Source organism: Microbacterium sp. PMB16, assembly GCF_051294855.1.
In the GTDB taxonomy this organism is placed as follows: domain Bacteria; phylum Actinomycetota; class Actinomycetes; order Actinomycetales; family Microbacteriaceae; genus Microbacterium.
Genome location: NZ_CP145908.1, coordinates 3,496,525 through 3,515,007, shown reverse-complemented (window position 1 = coordinate 3,515,007; position 18,483 = coordinate 3,496,525). Strand labels below are relative to the sequence as shown.

Annotated in this window: 20 protein-coding genes and 1 tRNA gene; 19 read left to right on the top strand and 2 right to left on the bottom strand. The window is 68.7% G+C overall.

Annotated elements, in window-relative coordinates:
• Positions 1 to 94 precede the first annotated feature (94 nt).
• Together V5D55_RS16905 and aceE are read right to left on the bottom strand one after the other, a co-directional pair.
• A complete protein-coding gene (locus V5D55_RS16905; protein ID WP_435745227.1) occupies positions 95 to 1,297 on the bottom strand; it encodes a PucR family transcriptional regulator in 1,203 nt (400 codons plus the stop codon).
• 31 nt (positions 1,298 to 1,328) lie between these two features.
• Positions 1,329 to 4,055 (bottom strand): pyruvate dehydrogenase (acetyl-transferring), homodimeric type, encoded by a 2,727-nt coding sequence (aceE, locus tag V5D55_RS16900; RefSeq protein ID WP_435745225.1) that lies wholly within the window; start codon positions 4,053 to 4,055, stop codon positions 1,329 to 1,331.
• 155 nt (positions 4,056 to 4,210) lie between these two features.
• Here aceE and V5D55_RS16895 point away from each other — a divergent pair.
• The 19 genes from V5D55_RS16895 (at position 4,211) to V5D55_RS16805 (ending at position 18,482) form a co-directional block, all read left to right on the top strand.
• A tRNA-Val gene (locus V5D55_RS16895) sits at positions 4,211 to 4,283 on the top strand.
• A gap of 161 nt (positions 4,284 to 4,444) precedes the next feature.
• Positions 4,445 to 4,780 carry an ArsR/SmtB family transcription factor gene (locus tag V5D55_RS16890; protein ID WP_435745223.1) on the top strand — a complete coding sequence of 112 codons (336 nt, stop codon included), beginning with the start codon at positions 4,445 to 4,447 and terminating at the stop codon, positions 4,778 to 4,780.
• Positions 4,773 to 5,207: an SRPBCC family protein gene (locus V5D55_RS16885; protein WP_435745221.1), complete on the top strand. Its 435-nt coding sequence runs from the start codon at positions 4,773 to 4,775 to the stop codon at positions 5,205 to 5,207. Before V5D55_RS16890 ends, V5D55_RS16885 begins: the two co-directional genes overlap by 8 nt.
• Positions 5,208 to 5,250: 43 nt before the next feature.
• Positions 5,251 to 5,598 (top strand): nuclear transport factor 2 family protein, encoded by a 348-nt coding sequence (locus tag V5D55_RS16880; RefSeq protein ID WP_435745219.1) that lies wholly within the window; start codon positions 5,251 to 5,253, stop codon positions 5,596 to 5,598.
• 88 nt (positions 5,599 to 5,686) lie between these two features.
• On the top strand, positions 5,687 to 6,577 hold the full coding sequence (locus V5D55_RS16875; protein ID WP_435745217.1) for a TIGR01777 family oxidoreductase: 891 nt from the start codon (positions 5,687 to 5,689) through the stop codon (positions 6,575 to 6,577).
• A 193-nt stretch (positions 6,578 to 6,770) separates the two neighbouring features.
• Positions 6,771 to 7,628 (top strand): sigma-70 family RNA polymerase sigma factor, encoded by an 858-nt coding sequence (locus V5D55_RS16870; RefSeq protein ID WP_435745214.1) that lies wholly within the window; start codon positions 6,771 to 6,773, stop codon positions 7,626 to 7,628.
• 107 nt (positions 7,629 to 7,735) lie between these two features.
• Positions 7,736 to 8,596 (top strand): flagellin, encoded by an 861-nt coding sequence (locus tag V5D55_RS16865; RefSeq protein WP_435745211.1) that lies wholly within the window; start codon positions 7,736 to 7,738, stop codon positions 8,594 to 8,596.
• Positions 8,597 to 8,712: 116 nt separating this feature from the next.
• Positions 8,713 to 10,077 (top strand): flagellar filament capping protein FliD, encoded by a 1,365-nt coding sequence (gene fliD / locus V5D55_RS16860; protein WP_435745208.1) that lies wholly within the window; start codon positions 8,713 to 8,715, stop codon positions 10,075 to 10,077.
• Positions 10,078 to 10,124: 47 nt separating this feature from the next.
• The gene (gene fliS, locus V5D55_RS16855; protein WP_435745206.1) at positions 10,125 to 10,538 is read left to right on the top strand and encodes a flagellar export chaperone FliS; all 414 of its coding nucleotides are present in this window, start codon (positions 10,125 to 10,127) and stop codon (positions 10,536 to 10,538) included.
• Positions 10,539 to 10,543: 5 nt separating this feature from the next.
• A complete protein-coding gene (locus tag V5D55_RS16850) occupies positions 10,544 to 10,822 on the top strand; it encodes a hypothetical protein (RefSeq protein WP_435745204.1) in 279 nt (92 codons plus the stop codon).
• A 126-nt stretch (positions 10,823 to 10,948) separates the two neighbouring features.
• Positions 10,949 to 11,296: a flagellar basal body rod protein FlgB gene (flgB, locus tag V5D55_RS16845; protein ID WP_435745202.1), complete on the top strand. Its 348-nt coding sequence runs from the start codon at positions 10,949 to 10,951 to the stop codon at positions 11,294 to 11,296.
• Positions 11,293 to 11,685, top strand: a complete 393-nt coding sequence (flgC, locus tag V5D55_RS16840) for a flagellar basal body rod protein FlgC (protein ID WP_435745200.1) — start codon at positions 11,293 to 11,295, stop codon at positions 11,683 to 11,685. Before flgB ends, flgC begins: the two co-directional genes overlap by 4 nt.
• Positions 11,685 to 12,005, top strand: coding sequence for a flagellar hook-basal body complex protein FliE (gene fliE, locus V5D55_RS16835; RefSeq protein ID WP_435745197.1), 321 nt, complete (start codon positions 11,685 to 11,687; stop codon positions 12,003 to 12,005). The genes flgC and fliE overlap by 1 nt, the downstream gene beginning before the upstream one ends.
• An 11-nt stretch (positions 12,006 to 12,016) precedes the next feature.
• A complete protein-coding gene (gene fliF, locus V5D55_RS16830; protein ID WP_435745194.1) occupies positions 12,017 to 13,648 on the top strand; it encodes a flagellar basal-body MS-ring/collar protein FliF in 1,632 nt (543 codons plus the stop codon).
• Positions 13,645 to 14,724 (top strand): flagellar motor switch protein FliG, encoded by a 1,080-nt coding sequence (locus tag V5D55_RS16825; RefSeq protein WP_435745192.1) that lies wholly within the window; start codon positions 13,645 to 13,647, stop codon positions 14,722 to 14,724. Before fliF ends, V5D55_RS16825 begins: the two co-directional genes overlap by 4 nt.
• On the top strand, positions 14,721 to 15,398 hold the full coding sequence (locus V5D55_RS16820; protein WP_435745190.1) for a FliH/SctL family protein: 678 nt from the start codon (positions 14,721 to 14,723) through the stop codon (positions 15,396 to 15,398). Before V5D55_RS16825 ends, V5D55_RS16820 begins: the two co-directional genes overlap by 4 nt.
• The gene (locus V5D55_RS16815) at positions 15,395 to 16,723 is read left to right on the top strand and encodes a FliI/YscN family ATPase (RefSeq protein ID WP_435745187.1); all 1,329 of its coding nucleotides are present in this window, start codon (positions 15,395 to 15,397) and stop codon (positions 16,721 to 16,723) included. The genes V5D55_RS16820 and V5D55_RS16815 overlap by 4 nt, the downstream gene beginning before the upstream one ends.
• Positions 16,720 to 17,142 (top strand): hypothetical protein, encoded by a 423-nt coding sequence (locus V5D55_RS16810; protein ID WP_435745184.1) that lies wholly within the window; start codon positions 16,720 to 16,722, stop codon positions 17,140 to 17,142. The genes V5D55_RS16815 and V5D55_RS16810 overlap by 4 nt, the downstream gene beginning before the upstream one ends.
• A complete protein-coding gene (locus V5D55_RS16805) occupies positions 17,139 to 18,482 on the top strand; it encodes a hypothetical protein (RefSeq protein ID WP_435745182.1) in 1,344 nt (447 codons plus the stop codon). The genes V5D55_RS16810 and V5D55_RS16805 overlap by 4 nt, the downstream gene beginning before the upstream one ends.
• The last annotated feature ends 1 nt before the right edge of the window (position 18,483 follow it).

Genomic DNA, 18,483 nt, shown 5'->3' with positions numbered 1-18,483 from the left:
CAGTCTCTCAGCGTTTCTGGTCGGACGGTGGATGATCCATCACAAGATTGCGAGAATCCCTTGTGAGTGGCGTACAGCCCGGAGGTGCGCGAGGTCAGCGCTGCGGGCGACGGAGGGGCGGGCGACGACGCGCCTGATCGGCGATGCCGATGGACCCGAGGATGAGCGCCGTCTGCAGGATCAGCGCCTCGCGTGGCCCGGTGGCATCCCAGCCGATGACCTCGCTCACACGCTTGAGGCGATAGCGCACGGTGTTCGGGTGCACGAAGAGCTCGCGTGCCGTCGCTTCGAGCGAACGGCCATTGTCGAGGTAGCTCCAGAGGGTGGTCACCAGATCGGTCGAGTGCGCCTGCAACGGGCGGAAGATGCGCTCGATGAGTGTCTGCTTGGCCAGTGGATCACCGGCGAGGGCACGCTCAGGGAGGAGATCGTCTGCTTCGACGGGACGCGGAGCGCTGCGCCACGCCCGGGCGACCGCGAAGCCCGCGAGGGCGGCACGAGCGCTCTGGCTCGCGTCGACGAGCGCGACCACGGCCGGGCCGAGAACGACATAACCGGGTCCGAACGAGGGCTCGAGGCGCGCGGCGATCTCTTGGAAGCCGAGCTCGTCTTCGACCTCTTCGGTGTCCTGTCCTGCGACTCGCGCACGGCCGAGCACGAGCACCAGGCGCGAGCCCTGGACGCCGATGAGCACGTCGACGGCGAGCTTTCGGGCGGTGCGGCGCACGAGATCGACGTCGAACTGCGGGGGAGTCGTGCCCACGAGGACGGCGACCTCACCGTGGCCGTGCCACCCCAGGGCGGCGATGCGGCTCGGCAGCTCCTCGTCGGCTTCGCCCGTGAGGATCGAGTCGACGACCAGTGCTTCGAGGCGCGCATCCCAGAGGCCCCGGGCCTCGGCCGCCCTCGCGTAGACGTCGGCCGCGGCGAACGCGACGTCCCGCGAGTACAGCAGGATCGCCTCTCGGAGGTCGTTCCCGCGACCGGCGACACGCTCTTCGGTGACCTCGACGGTCACCCTGATGAGCTGCAGGGTCTGCTGCAGGCTCACACTGCGCAGCAGCTCACGAGGAGCCGCCGCGAAGATGTCGGCCGCGATCCATGGCGTCGAGGTGGGGTCCTCGTACCACTGGATGAACGAGGTGATGCCCGCCTGAGCCACCAGCCCGACCGCAGAGCGGCGGGCCGGTGGCATGTCGGCGTACCAGGGAAGCGTGTCTTCCAGCCGCTTGATCGTCACCGAGGCGATGTCGCCGGAGATCCGGCGCAACCAGGTGAGCGTCGCAGACTTGTCCATACTGCGGGAAGACGAAGCTGTCACCGAGGGCTCAGCTCTCCCCGCCTGCGTTGCCGCTCGTGCCGGCGTTGACGTCGTGCAGGCTGTACTTCTGGATCGCCTGCGCGGCGAGCGAGCGGTCGACGACGCCATCCTCGGCCAGCGACTGCAGCGTGCGCACCACGACCGACGGACCGTCGATCTTGAAGAAGCGACGCGCGGCTGCGCGGGTGTCGGAGAACCCGAAGCCGTCGGCGCCGAGCGTGGCGAAGCGGTTCGGAACCCACGGGCGGATCTGGTCCTGCACCGCGTGCATGAAGTCGCTCACGGCGACGACCGGACCCTCGGCGCCCTGCAGCTTCTGGGTGAGGTAGGCCGTGTGGGGCTCCTCCTCCGGGTACAGGAAGTTGTGCTCGTCGGCGGCGAGTCCGTCGCGGCGCAGTTCGGTCCAGGAGGTGACCGACCAGACATCGGCGATCACACCCCAGTCGTTCTTCAGCAGCTCCTGCGCCTCGAGGGCCCAGGGGAGGCCGACGCCCGAGGCGAACAGCTGGGCACGGGGGCCCTCGCCCTCGCCGACGGAGACGCGGTGGATGCCCTTGACGATGCCGTCCACGTCGACGTTCTTCGGCTCGGCCGGCATCACCATGGGCTCGTTGTACACCGTGATGTAGTACATGACGTTCGGGTCTTCGTGGTTGCCGCCGTACATCCGCTCGAGACCGGAGCGCATGATGTGCGCGATCTCGTAGCCGTACGCCGGGTCGTAGGAGACCGTCGCGGGGTTGGTGGCCGCGAGCAGGTGCGAGTGGCCGTCCGCGTGCTGGAGGCCCTCACCGGTGAGCGTCGTGCGACCCGCCGTGGCGCCGATGATGAACCCGCGGGCCATTTGGTCGCCGGCTGCCCACTGCGCGTCACCCGTGCGCTGGAATCCGAACATCGAGTAGAAGAGGTAGATCGGGATGAGCGGCTCGCCGTGCGTGGCGTAGGAGGTGCCCGCCGCGGTGAACGCCGCGAGAGCGCCTGCCTCGTTGATGCCGACGTGCACGATCTGGCCCTGCGGGCTCTCCTTGTACGCGAGAAGCAGCTCCCGGTCGACCGACGTGTAGTGCTGGCCGTTCGGGTTGTAGATCTTCGCGGTCGGGAAGTACGCGTCCATGCCGAAGGTGCGCGCCTCGTCGGGGATGATCGGCACGATCCGGTGACCGAAGTCCTTCGAGCGGAGCAGGTCCTTCAGCAGTCGGACGAACGCCATGGTCGTGGCGATCTCCTGCGTGCCGGAGCCCTTCTTGGGCAGGGCGTACGCGGCGTCATCGGGCAGCGACAGTCCGACGTGGGTCGTCCGACGCTCCGGCAGGAAGCCGCCGAGTGCCTGACGACGCTCGAGCATGTACTGGATCGTCTCGTCCTGGGGGCCCGGGTTGTAGTACGGGGGCAGGTACGGGTTCTCCTCGAGCTGCGAGTCGGTGATCGGGATGTGCATCGCGTCGCGGAACGTCTTGAGGTTGTCCAGCGTCATCTTCTTCATCTGGTGGGTCGCGTTGCGGCCCTCGAACTGCGGACCGAGGCCGTAGCCCTTGACGGTCTTCGCCAGGATGACGGTGGGCTTGCCCTTGTGCTCGGTCGCGGCCTTGAACGCGGCGTAGACCTTGCGGTAGTCGTGACCGCCGCGCTTGAGGTTCCAGATGTCGTCGTCGGAGTAGTCCTTGACGAGGGCTGCGGCACGCTCGTCGCGGCCGAAGAAGTGCTCGCGGACGTAGGCGCCCGACTCGGCCTTGTAGGTCTGGTAGTCACCATCGGGGGTGACGTTCATGATGTTGAGCAGCGCGCCCTCGGTGTCGCGGGCGAGCAGGTCGTCCCACTCGCGGCCCCAGACGACCTTGATGACGTTCCAGCCGGCGCCGCGGAAGAACGACTCCAGCTCCTGGACGATCTTGCCGTTGCCGCGCACCGGGCCGTCGAGGCGCTGCAGGTTGCAGTTGACGATGAACGTGAGGTTGTCGAGACCCTCGTTCGCGGCGACCTGCAGCTGGCCGCGGCTCTCGACCTCGTCCATCTCGCCATCGCCGAGGAAGGCCCAGACGTGCGAAGCGGAGGTGTCCTTGATGCCGCGGTTCTCGAGGTACTTGTTCGACATCGCCTGGTAGATCGCGTTGATCGGGCCGAGACCCATCGAGACCGTCGGGAACTGCCAATACTCCGGCATGAGGCGCGGGTGCGGGTAGGAGGGGATGCCGTTCGGGGCGTGCGACTTCTCCTGGCGGAATCCGTCGAGCTGGTCCTCGGTCAGGCGTCCTTCGAGGTAGGAGCGTGCATAGGTGCCGGGGGAGGCGTGACCCTGCACGAAGATCTGGTCGGCGCCGCCGGCGTGATCCGCGCCCTTGAAGAAGTGGTTGAAGCCGACCTCGTACAGAGCAGCCGAGGAGGCATAGGTGGAGATGTGGCCGCCGACGCCGATGCCGGGGCGCTGCGCGCGGTGCACCGTGATCGCGGCGTTCCAGCGGATCCAGGCGCGGTAACGGCGCTCGACCTCTTCATCACCCGGGAACTCGGGCTCGTTCTCCGGTGCGATGGTGTTGATGTAGTCCGTCGTCGGAACCATCGGCACGCCCAGGTGCAGCTCCTTCGAGCGCTTGAGCAGGCTGAGCATGATCTCGCGGCCACGACCGTGGCCCTTCGCGTCAACCAGCTCGTCGAGCGACTGCTGCCACTCGCCGGTCTCCTCCGGATCGCTGTCGAGGGGGCCCTGGGAATACGGATCCTGGTCGTGAACAGTCACGGGGTGGAGCCTTTCGTCAAGCTGGCAGGTCATGCCAAGGAAACGGGAAGCGACGCGGGCAGCCTTGTCGGCTGTGCACAACGCGCGCCGGGTTCAGCCTATCCCTCTTCCACGACACGGGTGCGCATCGGGTGCCCGATAGACTGAGGGCACCAGGGCCTTTAGCTCAGCTGGTAGAGCGCCACGTTTACACCGTGGATGTCGTCGGTTCGATCCCGGCAGGGCCCACCTCTTCTGATCAGCCGTCACGCCTCCTGGGTCGCGCCCGCGTGCGCACACGAGCTTCCCGCCTCTCTCGGCCATGCAGCTCGAAGTACCTCCACCCATACCCTTGAGTACAAACAGTCATTTGTGTTACCTTCTCCTCATCCGAGGGAAGAGGTACGGGGATGGCCGCCGAGGCAGCTGACGATCTCGATCTGGCGCTGCGCGCCCTGGCCGACGGGAATCGGCGAGCGATCCTGAGAGTGATCCGCTCCGAGCCGCAAGCGGTCGGTGCGATCGCCGACACGGTCGGCCTGTCTCAGCAGACGACGTCGCATCATCTCGGCGTCCTGCGGAAGGCTGGCCTCGCCGTCAGCTCTCGAGAGGGAACCCGACACCTGTTCGCGGTGAGCACCGACGGACTGGCCGCCGTGCGTTCCTATCTCGATGACTTCTGGCCCGGCAAGCTCGCCACTCTCAAGGCGGTCATCGAGGCGCGCGAAGGAAGCGATCGTGGCTGAGTTCCGCGATGCGATCGACATCGCCGCCTCTCCGGAGACGGTGTTCCAATACCTCGTCACGGCCGAGGGGATGACCGCGTGGATGGGGCAGTACGCCGAACTCGACCCGACGCCCGGTGGACGGTTCGCCGTCGACATCGCAGGGCACGCCATCCGCGGCGAATACCTCCACGTCGAACCTCCGCGCCGCGTCGTCGTCTCCTGGGGGATGGCGGGGAGCGACACCCTCCCCGTCGGTGCCTCCCGCGTCGAATTCACGCTGACCGCGACACGCGCGGGTACCCGCGTCGAGCTGACGCACTCGGGACTACCCGACGCCGAGGTCCCCGGTCACGCCTACGGCTGGGCGCATTTCCTACCCCGGCTCGCCGTCGCGGGAACGGGCGGCGACGCAGGGGACGACGATTGGCGTCCGCTCGACGATTGAGGCTTCCGCCACCGAACACCCGTCCACCAACAAGGAGCAGACCATGGATACGGCCCACGACATCGTGCAGAACTATCACCGCGCCTGGACCAGTGGTGATGTCGAGCGGGCGATGACCTATATCGCGGACGACATCACGTGCCGCGCGCCGGGCGTCGACCTGGGCGGTAAGGAGGCGTACAGCCGGTACATCGCCGGCTTCGCACCGACGTTGACCGGCATCGGCGACATCGCCGTATTCGCCGACGGGGATCGGGTCGCGCTGTTCTACTACCCGCAGACGGCGGCGACCTCCACGGCACCGGCGGCCGAGTACTTCACCGTCCGTGACGGGATGATCGCCGAAAGCGTGCTGGTCTTCGACCGGCTCTCCTACGGTCCGCCGCGGTGACGTCGGATCGCCTCCCGTGATTAGGGTGGACTGCACTCACACCCGTGAGTGATCGGCCACTGCAGCGAATCGACCATCGGGAGCGATCATGGCGCGACGCATCGTCATCAGCGGGGCATCGGGACTGATCGGCACCGCCCTGACCGCGGCGCTGCGTTCCGACGGCGTAGAGGTCACGTCACTCGTGCGCCGGCCGCCGAAAGACAGCACCGAGCGACAGTGGGCGCCGGGAGAGCGCGATCTCGATCCCGACGTCTTCGCCGGTGCGGAAGCCGTCGTCGCGTTGGGAGGCGCCAGCGTCGGACGCCTGCCGTGGACGCCGCGGTACCGGAGAGAACTGATCGACTCCCGGTTGAAGGGCACCCGCACGATCACGACCGCGCTGCGCGCACTGCGCGATGACGCGCCCGCTCTGGTCTCGGCATCCGCCGTCGGCTACTACGGTTCGGCGCCGGGCGAGATCCTCACCGAAGACTCGCCGGCCGGACAGACGTTCCTCGCCGAGCTCTGCGTGCGGTGGGAAGCGGAGGCGCTCCGCGCGGGCGACCACACGCGCGTCGCGCTGTTGCGCACCGCCCCGGTCATCCATCGGAAGGGCGTGCTCAAGCCGCTCATCCAACTCACCCGTTTCGGAGTGGCGGGTCCGATCGGTCCTGGTACGCAGATCTGGCCCTGGATGTCGCTCGAGGATGAGGTGCGGGCGATCCGTCACGTCATCGATGCGAAGATCGCCGGCCCGGTGAACCTCACCGGACCGGCCCGGGCCTCCGCGAATGACATCGGCCGCGCTCTGGCCCACGAGATGCGACGCCCGTTCTGGCTCCCCGTACCGACTTTCGCCCTGCGCCTGGCGCTGAGCGCCGCCGCGGCGGACTCCCTGCTCGTCTCGGACGCCGACGTGCGCCCTGCCGTTCTCGAAGCCACTGGCTTCCGGTTCGCTCACCCGACAGTTGCCGAGGCGGTCGCCGCCGCGGTCTGAGTCCATCGCCCGCGATCGACGGTCTCAGCGTGGATCGAAAACGCTCCTGCGGCGATGCCCGAACGAGCGATTCTGATCCAGCGTGAACACCGCGCCCCGCACCGTTGCCAAAACGTACTCTCATTTTCTGCTTGTAAACGTGTGAAACCTGCTAGCTTCCTCATAAATGAGATAAGCGAGACACGGAGTCACATTGCTGCGTCATTCTGACCCTTCTGCTGATTCCGGCGCACCCGCAGAAGCGCCCGTCACCGCCGAACGACTCGCCCGCGACAACATGGCGCTGGCGACATTCCTCGCGTTGGAGAAGGCGCGCACGGCGGAGCACGTCGACCTCGACGACCTGATGTCCGCCGCGCGCTGGGGGCTCGCGCGGGCCGCCCTGACATACGAGCCGGAGCGCGGCATCCCGTTCGGGGCCTTCGCGCGCACGCAGATCAACTGGGCGATGCTCTCGGAGATGCGCAAGGCCGACCCGGCAGGGGAGCGCGGGCGGGACAAGATCGAGCTGATCCGGGCCGCAGCGGATGCCGTGCTCGCCCGCACCGGTCGCCCTGCCACTGTCGCGGAGCTCGCGAAGGAGTCGGGGATCGACGCAGCATCCGTCGCCGAGATGCAGAAGCTCGACTCGATGGTGCGCACGGCCACCAGCTACGAAGAGCACTTCGACCTCGAGTCCGGTCGTCAGGCCGCCGACCTCACCGACAGCATCATCCTGCCCGAGCACGCGGCCCTGCAGAACGAGACGCGGATGATGCTCGTACGTATTCTCGACGCCCTCCCGCTGGCGATGCGACGGGTCATCCGAGGCATCTACGTCGATGACCGCATGGTGAAGGACCTCGCCGAGGAACTCGAGGTCAGCCATGCGTACGTCTCGAAGCTGCGCACGCGCGGCCTCGCCCTCATGCGCGAGGCCATGGAGGCGTGGGAGAACGGCACGAAGGGCGACCGCTCCAGCAATGCGAAGGCGGAGTTCTTCGGCGCCCTGTTCGGTCCGCTGCCGCCGGCATCGACGGCGCGGACCGGCGACCTGCTCCCCGCGCTCTGACATTCCTCCCGATCCCTGGTTACGCGGCAGCGCACGTGTCGCGAAAGTCGGTTGTGCAGGCCCACGGATGGGCCCGCATTCAGTCCCATAACCACGGAGGATTACTCATGGGTCTTCAGATCGCAACCAACGTCAGTGCGCTCAACTCGTACCGCAACCTGTCCGCCAACCAGAACGACGTCTCGAAGTCGCTCGAGAAGCTCTCGAGCGGCCTGCGCATCAACCGCGCAGCCGACGACGCCGCCGGCCTGGCCATCTCCGAGGGCCTGCGCTCGCAGGTCAACGGCCTGAACGTCGCAGCCCGCAACGCGCAGGACGGCATCTCGGTGATCCAGACCGCTGAAGGCGCGCTGACCGAGGTCCACTCCATCCTGCAGCGTGTCCGCGACCTCGCGGTCCAGGCAGGATCCGACTCCAACAACGTCGACTCCCGCAAGGCGATCACCACCGAGGTCACCCAGCTGGTCGACGAGCTCACGCGCATCTCCGACACGACGAACTTCAACGGCATCAAGCTGCTGGATGCTTCGGCCGGCGCCGGAGCAGACGGCGTGCTGAGCTTCCAGGTCGGTGCCGACGGCTCCGCCTCGAGCCAGATCTCGGTGAACCTCGGTTCCGCCGACATCAAGACGCTCGCGGCAGACCTCAAGACCGCCATCGTCACCACCGACGGCTTCGCGACCCCCACGCTGGCGGCTGCGACCATCACCACGGTCGACACGGCGATCAAGAGCGTCTCCTCGGCTCGTGCCGACCTCGGTGCGGTCCAGAACCGCTTCGAGTCGACGATCAACTCGCTGCAGGTCTCCGCGGAGAACCTGTCGGCGGCCAAGAGCCGTATCGCCGACACCGACATGGCGGCAGAGATGGTCAAGTACACCGCTGCGAACATCCTGCAGCAGGCCGGCACCGCCATGCTCGCGCAGGCGAACCAGTCGGGCCAGGGCGTCCTGCAGCTGCTCCGTTGAGTCGCTGCGCCTGAGGCGCGCTCGGCGCCCGGGCGGGGTGATCTCCGCCCGGGCGCCTTCCTGTAGGACCAACCCGACCCGCACGCACAGACAGATCGCACAGAAGGCACCCGAGGATGATACTCGACGGACTCGTATCAGGGCTCAAGACCGACGAGCTCATCACCGCGCTGATGGATGTCGCGGCGATCCCGAAGAAGCTGATCACGAACAAGATCACCGATCGCGGCGCCATCATCACGAACCTCCAGTCCCTGAACAAGACGCTGCAGGACCTCGTCACGAAGGCGAAGACCGCGGCCGGCACGACGTCGCTGGCGGCCTTCACCGCGACTGCGTCGTCGGAGAGCGTGACCGTCGTCGCCGGTGCCAAGGCCAGTGCCTTCTCGACGAGCCTCGTCGTGGACAAGGTCGCGTCGGCGCACTCCGTCATCACCGCCGCCGCCGGCGCGCAAGCCTGGGGCGGCGAGTTCACCCTCGTGGCATCCGACGGCACGCAGAAGGCGATCACCCCGGTCGGTGCCAGCCCGCAGGACCTGGCCAAGGCGATCAACAGCGCGAAGGCCGGTGTCACCGCCACGGTCGTGCCCGCAGGAACGGATGCCGAGGGCAAGCCGCTCTCGCGCGTCCAGCTCACCGCCGCCGCGACCGGTGCGGCAGGCGCCTTCACACTGCACCGCGGCACGGCCGCGGATGTGGCAGCCGGTACTGCCCCCGACGTCGGCACGGAAGCGGGCGCGGCGGTCCTCGCGCAGGGTTCCGACGCCAGCATCCGCCTGTTCGCCGGCACCGCAGCCGAACAGACCCTGACCAGCGCGAGCAACACCATCAGCATCGGCGAAGACATCGACGTCACCGTCACGAAGGCGAGTGCCGATCCGGTCGTCGTCTCCGTCGCGCTCGACGCCAAGGCGCAGACGACGAAGGCAGAGTCCTTCGTCAAGGAGATCGCCGCATTGCTCGTCCGCATCGACAACGGCTCGAAGGCCACGGTCGGCGCCGTGGGGGAGAAGACCACGCTCGGCGTCTTCACGGGCGACAGCACGGTGCGCAACCTCCGCACCGCGCTGGCCGACGCCGTGCAGTACCCGGTCGACGGCGTCTCGCCGTCGTCGATCGGCATCTCGATCAGCGACAAGGGCGTGCTCTCCTTCGACGCCGAGAAGTTCGCCACGGCGCTGGCCGACGACCCGGAGAAGACCCAGGCCGTGTTCGCCGGGCTCGCCGGGCGTCTGGAAGAGGTGTCGGACAAGTACTCCGACAAGTACGACGGGCTGCTGACCCAGCGGATCACCGGGCAGGAGTCCGAGGTCAAGACGCTCAAGACCCAGGTCGAACGGTGGGACATCAGGCTCGAGCAGCGCAGGGCCACGCTGGAGCGCACCTACTCGCAGCTCGAGGTGCAGCTCTCGAAGCTGCAGTCCCAGTCGTCCTGGCTCGCCTCTCAGCTCGCTGGGCTCACGCCCACCTCGTCGTCGTGACCAGACGAGCCGCTACGAACGCTCGCACCCGCTAGGAGATCAGAACGATGCCTCTCACCTCGCTCGAACGCGCGAAGCAGCAGTACCTTCAGGAGCAGGTCGCATCCGCGTCGCCCGAGCGCCTGCTCACGATGCTGTACGACCGACTGCTCGTGGACGTCGACCGAGCGGCCGCAGCACAGGAGGCCGCCGACTGGACGGTCGCCGGGAACCACCTGTCGCACGCCCAGCAGATCGTCGCGGAGCTCAGCGGATCGCTGACGGATGCCTGGGACGGCGCTGCAGACCTGCGCGGCGTGTACACCTACCTCACAGGCCGCCTGATCGCCGCCAACATCTCGCGCGACCTGGCCGCCACCGCCGAATGCCGCGATCTCATCGCGCCGCTGCGAGACGCCTGGCACCAGGCGGCCGCAGAGACCTCGGCGATGTCTCCGGCGCCCTCCTCGGCGCTGGCCTGACGATCGTGCCGGAGAACCTCGCAGCCTGGCTGACCGTGCTCGACCGGTTCGAGCGCGCCCTCGATGCCGCAGACGAGCAGCTCGATCCGGAGCCCTTCGAGCCCCCTGCCGGGCCCGTCCCCGAGGAACTTCGCGAGCGGGCCGAAGCGGTGCTCGCACGCCAGCAGCTGATGATCGGCGGGCTGATGACCTCGAGAGTGAACGTCGCACGCGAACTCGCGGCGCTGCGCCGCGTGCCGACGACCCCGCAGGACACGCCGGCGTACCTCGACGTCGAAGGGTGAATCGCCGAATCGCAGGAACACCCCGGTTACGGGATCGTGTCGGCGTCGCGATAGTCGAACACGAGCACGGATCGCTCGACGATTGGCCAAGGATCGGCTTCTCCAACAACCTCCCGGAGTGCCCTCGTGCTCGAGTCCGTCACCTCCTCTGCGCTGATCAGCGCGCTCGATGGTCTGGCGCTGCGTCAGCGTTCGATCGCCGACAACATCGCGAACATCAACACCCCCGGCTATCAGGCCAAGCGGGTGCAGTTCGAGGATGAGCTGCGCCGCGCCGTCGACGGCGGCTCCGGCACGGTCGCTGCGACCGTCGAGCGCTCCCTCGAGCCGACGCGACTCAACGGCAACAACGTGAATCTCGACACCGAGACTCTCTCGAACATCGACACGGTGCTGCGGTTCCAGTTCGCCAGTCAGGCCATCGGCGGCCAGGTGGCCTCGATCACCAAGGCGATCGGGCAGGCGTCCGCATGACCTTCGACGCGATCGGCATCGCCGGCACCGGCCTGAACGTGCATCGCAAGTGGCTCGACGCACTGAGCGACAACATCGCCAACGTGAACACCGCGACGCCTGCGGGACAGGATGCGTTCCGCGAGAAGTTCGTCACGGTCACCGCAGGAGCCGATGGTCAGGGGGTCTCCGTCGCCGGGGTCGTGGAGTCCGAAGCCGAGGCCAAGCTCGTCTACGACCCCGAGCATCCCTATGCCAACGAGGACGGCTACGTGCAGTACCCGAATGTCGAGCTCGGCGACCAGATGAGCATGCTGATCCTGGCGCAGCGCGGCTACGAGGCGAACGCCGCCGTCGTGGACCGCGCGAAGACCACCTACGAGGCCGCACTCCAGATCGGACGCAACTGATGTCCACGCCGATCGACGCCGTCTCCGCTGCCGGCGTGACCCCGCTCTCCGCCCTCAGCTTCGAATCCGGCTCGGATGCCGCGGGCTCCACGACCGGTGCCGGAGCCTTCGCCACCTCGCTCTCGGGGGCCGTGGAGAACCTCCAGCAGCTGCAGTCCACCTCGAACGACCTGGCCGTGCAGGCCGTCACCGGCGATTTGCAGGACATCCACCAGGCCATGATCGCCTCGGCCCGCGCGGGCGTCACCCTCGATCTCGTCGTCGCCGTGCGTGATCGCAGCGTCTCGGCGTTCAACGAGATCATGCGGATGCAGGCCTGATCGTGCCGAAGATGCTCACGACATCGTTCGACCGGGCGAAGCTGATCGTGTCCGGCTTCACGGTCGCCCAGCGCACGATCGCGATCATCGGTGTGGCACTGCTCGTGATGGGCGCGATCGCCCTCGGCAGCTGGTTGACCAAGCCGCAGATGAGCCCGCTGTTCACCGGACTCAGCGCGAGCGACGCCTCGGCGGTCGTCGAGCAGCTGAAGTCGGCCGGTGTCGGCTATGAGCTCACCGAGGGCGGCGCGACGATCCTGGTGCCCGACGATCAGGTGTACTCGCAGCGGCTTGCCGCGGCATCCGCCGGCCTTCCCGGAGACAGCAGCGAGGGCTACACACTGCTCGACGAGATGGGCGTGACCGCGAGCGAGTTCCAGCAGTCGGTCACCTACAAGCGCGCGATCGAAGGAGAGCTCGCGAGCACCATCAGCGCGATGGACGGCATCTCCACGGCATCCGTGCAACTGGCGATCCCCGAGGAGAGCGTCTTCGTCTCGGAGCAGCAGAGCCCGACAGCATCCGTGTTCGTCAAGACCCGCAACGGCTCGACTCCCAGCGACGAGAAGATCGAGGCGATCATCCACCTCACGAGCGCCGCAGTGCCGGGCATGACCCCCGAAGACGTCGCCGTCACCGACCAGAACGGCACAGTGCTCTCGGCGGTCGGCTCGGGCGTCGCCGGCAGTTCGTCGAAGCAGGCGACCGAGCACGAGGCGCGGGTCGCGGCCTCGGTGAGCCGGATGCTGGAGACGATCGTCGGACCGGGCAACGCCACGGTCACGGTCGCCGCCGATGTCGCGAACTCCACGTCCGAGCGGATGGACGAGACGTACTCGGCCCCGGAGGGAGATCTGAGCGCGAACGAGCAGACGAAGACCGAGACCTACACGGGTGGTCCCGGCTCTGGCACCGGTGTGCTGGGACCGGACAACATCGCTGTGCCGAACGGTGCTGACGGCGACGGCTCCTACGAGTTCGAGGAGACATCGCGCGACAACGCCGTGAACAAGTCGACCGAGAAGACGATCACGCCGGCCGGCGAGGTGACGCGTCAGACGGTCAGCATCGCGCTGAACCGCGGATCGGTGACCGGTGTGACCGCCGACCAGGTGGAGGCGCTCGTCGCATCCGCTGCCGGGATCGACGTCGAGCGCGGCGACACGATCGCCGTGGAGTTCGTCGAGTTCGCGGCAGGCGGCGCGACCGCGGCGCAGACGGCGCTGCAGGCTGCCGAGGCCGAGCAGGCGGCGCAGCTCCAGCAGGAACTGCTGCGTTCCGTGATCATCGGCGGATCGATCCTGCTCGCGGTGATCATCCTGGTGGTCTTCTTCTCGATCCGTCAGCGCTTGAAGCGCCGCGTGCTCTACACCGACGACGGGCCTATCGAGTACCTGGCCACGATGAGCGAGAACGAGGAGCAGAAGCTCAAGTCGCTCAAGGGGCTGACGGACCGCGAGGCGATCACGGCGCCGCTGCTCCCGCGGTTCGACCCGACGGCTGTCCTCGACATCCAGGAGGAGCCGGACATGGACCACGTGCTGGTGGAGCGCCGGCGCCGCGAGATCGATGACATCGCCACGCGCGAACCACGAGCCACGGCGACGGCCCTGGCCAGCCTGATGGATGAGTCCACCGTATGAGCGCGCAGATCGATTTCCCCGACACGAGGGCGGATGCAGGGGAGCAGACGGCCGCCGCGGCGCCCGCGGTCGCTGTCGTCGAGATGACGGGTCTGCGCAAGGCCGCGATCGTGCTGCTGAACATGGACCGCGAAGCCAGCGCCGAGGTGCTTCGCCTCCTCGGGGAGGACCGGTCCGAGCTGCTCGCCGCCGAACTCACCCAGCTCGGCGGCGTCGACATCGCCTCGACAGCGCAGGCGCTCGGCGCCTTCACGCGCATCGCGACCGGCGGATCCGTGCCGACCCGTGGCGGTCAGGAGCTCGCGACCGGGCTGCTGGAGACCGCGTTCGGCCGAGAGAAGGCCGTCGGCATGGTCGGTCGCGTCATGTCGCAGGGCGCGGTGTCTTTCGATTTCCTCAACGCCGCCGATCCCGCCCAACTCGCCACGATCCTGGAGGGCGAGCTGCCGACGACCGTCGCGGTGGTGCTCGCGAATCTGAGGGCCGACCGGGCGGCCGCAGTGCTCACCGCGCTGCAGGACCCCCTGCGCACCGACGTCGCGCAGGCCATCGCGACCATGGGTACGGCGACGCAGGAGGCCATCTCGATCGTCGCCGACTCGCTGCGCTCGCGCACCGGCGTCTTCGCGATGCGAGACAATCACGAATCCATCGGCGGCGTACAGCCCCTGGTCGAGATCATCAGCCGCTCCGACACCGCGCTGGAGAAGGCCCTGCTCACCAGCTTGGAGGGGCGCGACCTCGCACTGGCGGAGGACATCCGCAGCCGCATGATCACCTTCGCCGACTTCACGCGTCTCGAGGATCGAGACGCGCAGCGGGTGCTGCGCGGCATCGATCTGCGGGTGCTGGCGCTGGCGCTCAAGGGCGCGGACGAACTGATCACCGCGAAGGTCACGGGCAACATGACCGAGCGCAACCAGGAGAATCTCGCCGAGGAGGCGCGGGTGCTCGGCTCGGTGCGCGTGCGGCAGGTCGACGAGGCTCGTGCCGAGGTCGTGCGCATCATCCGCGAGCTCGAAGCCGCCGAGGAGATCACGATCTCCCGCGAGGACGAGGACGAGCTCATCGAATGACGCCCTCAGACGCCGCCTTCACCGAATCCGCCTTCGCCGCCACGGCCTTCACGCCGCTCGCGGTGCCGCGCGTGGGCGAGACCCCGACCGATCTCCGGGGAGAGGCCGACAGGGCGCGCACACGCGGGTATGCGGACGGCTTCGCAGAGGGACGTCGGATCGCGCTCGATGAAGGGCGGATGCGGCAGGCCGCCGAAGAGGCGCGGATGCAGCAGCATCGCGCGGCGTATCTCACGCAGCGCGGCTCGGCCCTGAGCGCCGTCCGTGCGTCATCCGATGCGCTCGATCAACGCATCGAAGAGCTGAGTGCGATCGCCGCCGATCGGATCGAGGAGCTCGCTCTCGAGCTCGCGAGGGCGATCCTCGGCGTCGAGCTGTCGGACCCGGCCAGGTCGGCTCCGCACGCGCTGCGTCGCGCGCTCGCGGAGATGCCGGCCGAGCGGTGGACACGGGTCGCGTTCAACCCGCAGGACGCGGCGATCCTCCGTGACGACGAGGATGCTGCGGCGACCCTGCACGGCATCCCGCTCGCCGGATCGGCATCCGTGGACCCGGGCGGCGCGATCGTCGAGGTCGAGGACGGCGCTGTCGATGCGCGTATCGCGCAGGCGCTCGCCCGCGCGGCCGCGGCGCTCCGGGGCGACGGCGATCCGCTCTCCGAGGTGCTCGAGTGAGCGTCGCGACGGCATCGTGGCGCCGCGCCCTCGACGCAGCGCGACCCGAGCGCTCCGGCACGGTGAAGGCAGTGCTCGGCCTCGGTGCCGAGGTGGTCGGCATCGACGCAGCCATCGGCGACCGGGTGCGGATCCGGATGGCGGACGGTCGACCGGTCGATGCGGAGGTCGTCGCCGTCGACGGAGCATCGGCGCGATGCATGCCGCTCGACCGGCTCGACGGGATCACCGCCCGCGCGAAGGTGCTCCACACCGGCGCGCGACTGCAGGTGCCGACGGGGCGGTCTCTGCTCGGACGCGTGCTCGACGGGCTCGGTCGGCCGATCGACGGCAAGGGTCCGCTCGACCGCGGCGTCGACTTCGTCTCACTCGACCATGAAGCTCCGAGCGTCCTGCACCGTCAGCGCATCGACACACAGTTGGGCCTGGGCGTTCGCGTGCTCGACACGATGACCCCGGTCGGCACCGGCCAGCGACTCGGGCTGTTCGCTGGGTCCGGCGTCGGCAAGTCGTCGCTGATGTCGATGATCGCTCGCGGTTCCACGGCCGACGTCACCATCATCGCCCTCGTGGGGGAGCGCGGCCGCGAGGTGCGGGAGTTCATCGAGGACGATCTCGGACCGGAGGGCCTGGCGCGCTCGGTCGTGGTGGTCGCCACCTCGGATCAGCCGGCGATGGTGCGGATGCGGTCGGCGTTCGTCGCCACGCGCATCGCCGAGCGGTTCCGCGAGGACGGCGCGAACGTCGTGCTGATGATGGACTCGCTCACCCGCGTCGCGATGGCCCAGCGCGAGATCGGGCTCAGCGCGGGGGAGCCGCCGGCGACCCGCGGGTATCCGCCGTCGACGTTCTCGGTGCTCGCGCGGCTCCTGGAGCGCGCAGGAACCGGACCGGTCGGTTCGATCACCGGTCTTTATACCGTGCTCGTCGACGGCGATGATCACAACGAGCCGATCGCGGATGCCGCTCGAGGCATCCTCGACGGGCACGTCGTGCTCGACCGGGCGCTGGCCGTACGCGGCCATTTCCCGGCTGTCGATGTGCTGGGGTCCATCTCGCGCGTCGTCTCGAAGATCACCACCGCAGAGCAGCGCGCGCAGGCGGTGATGCTGCGCAGCGTGCTCGCCGCGCGACGCAGCGCCAACGACCTGATCGACATCGGCGCCTACCGTGCCGGTGCCAACCCGCTCGTGGATGCGGCGATCGCCAGCGAAGGTGCGATCTCCGGCTTCCTCACGCAGGACATCGACGACCGCGCGGGCGCAGACGAATCCTGGCGGCGTCTCGCTGCCCTCACCACCGAGTTCGGAGGACTGACGCCATGACGTTCCCCCTGGCAGGACTCCTGCGTGTCCGCGACGCACAGGAGAAGGTCGCCGCAGAACAGCTCTCGCGCACGACGTCGGCTCGTGTGCAGGCCGAGGCTGCCGAGCAGGGTGCGGTGGTGAGCCTGTCGGAGATCAGCGCGCAGGTCGACGATGCGCAGACGATGCTGGCCATGGCCGCAGCCCGTGCCGCCGGCCGAAGCGCGCTCAGTGATCTGCAGACGCTTGCCGAGTTGCGACGCGTGGAAGAGGCTGAGGCGAAGGCCTCGCACGTCCAGGCGCGCCGTGAGCTCAAAGGTCTCGAGCGGCTGGACGGTGCGCATCGCGTCGACAGCATCCGCGCGGAGCAGCACGCCGAGCAGGCGGCGCTGGACGAGATCGCGGTCGTGCGCGGCTTCCGAGAGGAACGGTCTGCATGAGCGCGGTCTCCACGGCGAACGCCACGGTCGGGTCCGGGATCGGGGCGCTGTTCGGCGGCGCTGCCGACGTCGACGCGCTCGGAAGCACGACGGGGAAGGCGCAGTCGTCGTTCGGCGCCGCACTCGCTCTGGCGGAGAGGATGCTCGACGCCGGCGTCGACACGACGTCCGCGTCGGATGAGTCGGATGCGTCGGCGGTGGCGTCGAACGAGGTCGCTGTCTCGAGCGACGTCACAGTCTCGAGCGATGTCGCGTTCTCGAACGAGGGAATCGACGTTGGTCTCCCCATCGACGCGGCGGCCGAGGGACAGACCGTCCCGGATGCCGGGCAACCGGTCATGGCGATCCCCCTCCTCGCCACGGTCTCGAGCGCACCATCGTCCGAGCCGCTGTCGACCGCACCCGCTCACCCGGCCCCGGGTGTCGCGGGCCGCGCACTCGCCGCCGCCGCGGATGCCCTGGCCGGTCAGACGCCGGATGCGGCCGGGGCACACGTCGTCGCCGGGCTCCCCGGTGTGTCGGAGGCGAAGACGGGTGCCGTGGCTCCGGCGACGCCCGCCGCAGTACCGGCCGCAGCTGCGGCCGCAGCGCCGGTGGTGATGCCCTCGGCGGATTCGATGCCCGAACAGCCGGCAGGCGTGCGTCCTCACGCCGCGGTGTCGTCGTCGCTGTTCGCGCCTGAGTCCGATGCGGTCCCCGTCGTCCCGGCGGTGACGACCGCACCGAAGGACGGCACCGCACGCCCCGATCAGCCCGCTGCGCCCCTCGCACCGCTGTCGTCTTCGACGGCCGCGACCACGCCCGGTGTGACGGTCTCGCCCACGAGCACGTCCGTGGTTGCTGCTCCAGACGCATCAGCAGCACCCACGCGCGCCGTCGCCGCCCAGGTCACGCCGGTCGTCCTGAGCATCGTCCAGCGGCCGGTCGGCAGTCACCAGCTCACGATGACCGTGAACCCGGACACTTTCGGCCCGGTCACCGTCCGTGCGCACATCGGCGCCGGAGGTGAGGTGCGGGTCGAGCTCCTCGGCGCGACCGACGCAGGACGCGAAGCACTGCGGGCCATCGTCACGGACCTCCGACGCGACCTCGCCGCGGTCATGCCGCACGCGAGCCTGGCGCTGGGCTCGAGCACGACCGCCGACCCGGGCAGCCCTGATCGCGGCACGCAATCGGGCGCAGGTGGCGCAGCCGGCGACCAGGCAACCGGCGAGCGCGAGCGCAGCCATGCTCCGGCCGACCCGCGCCCCACCTCCGACGACGCGATCCGCGCCATTCCCCGCATCCTTCCGATCACGACCCGCGCCGTCTCCGGCGAGGGCCTCGACATCTTCGCCTGAG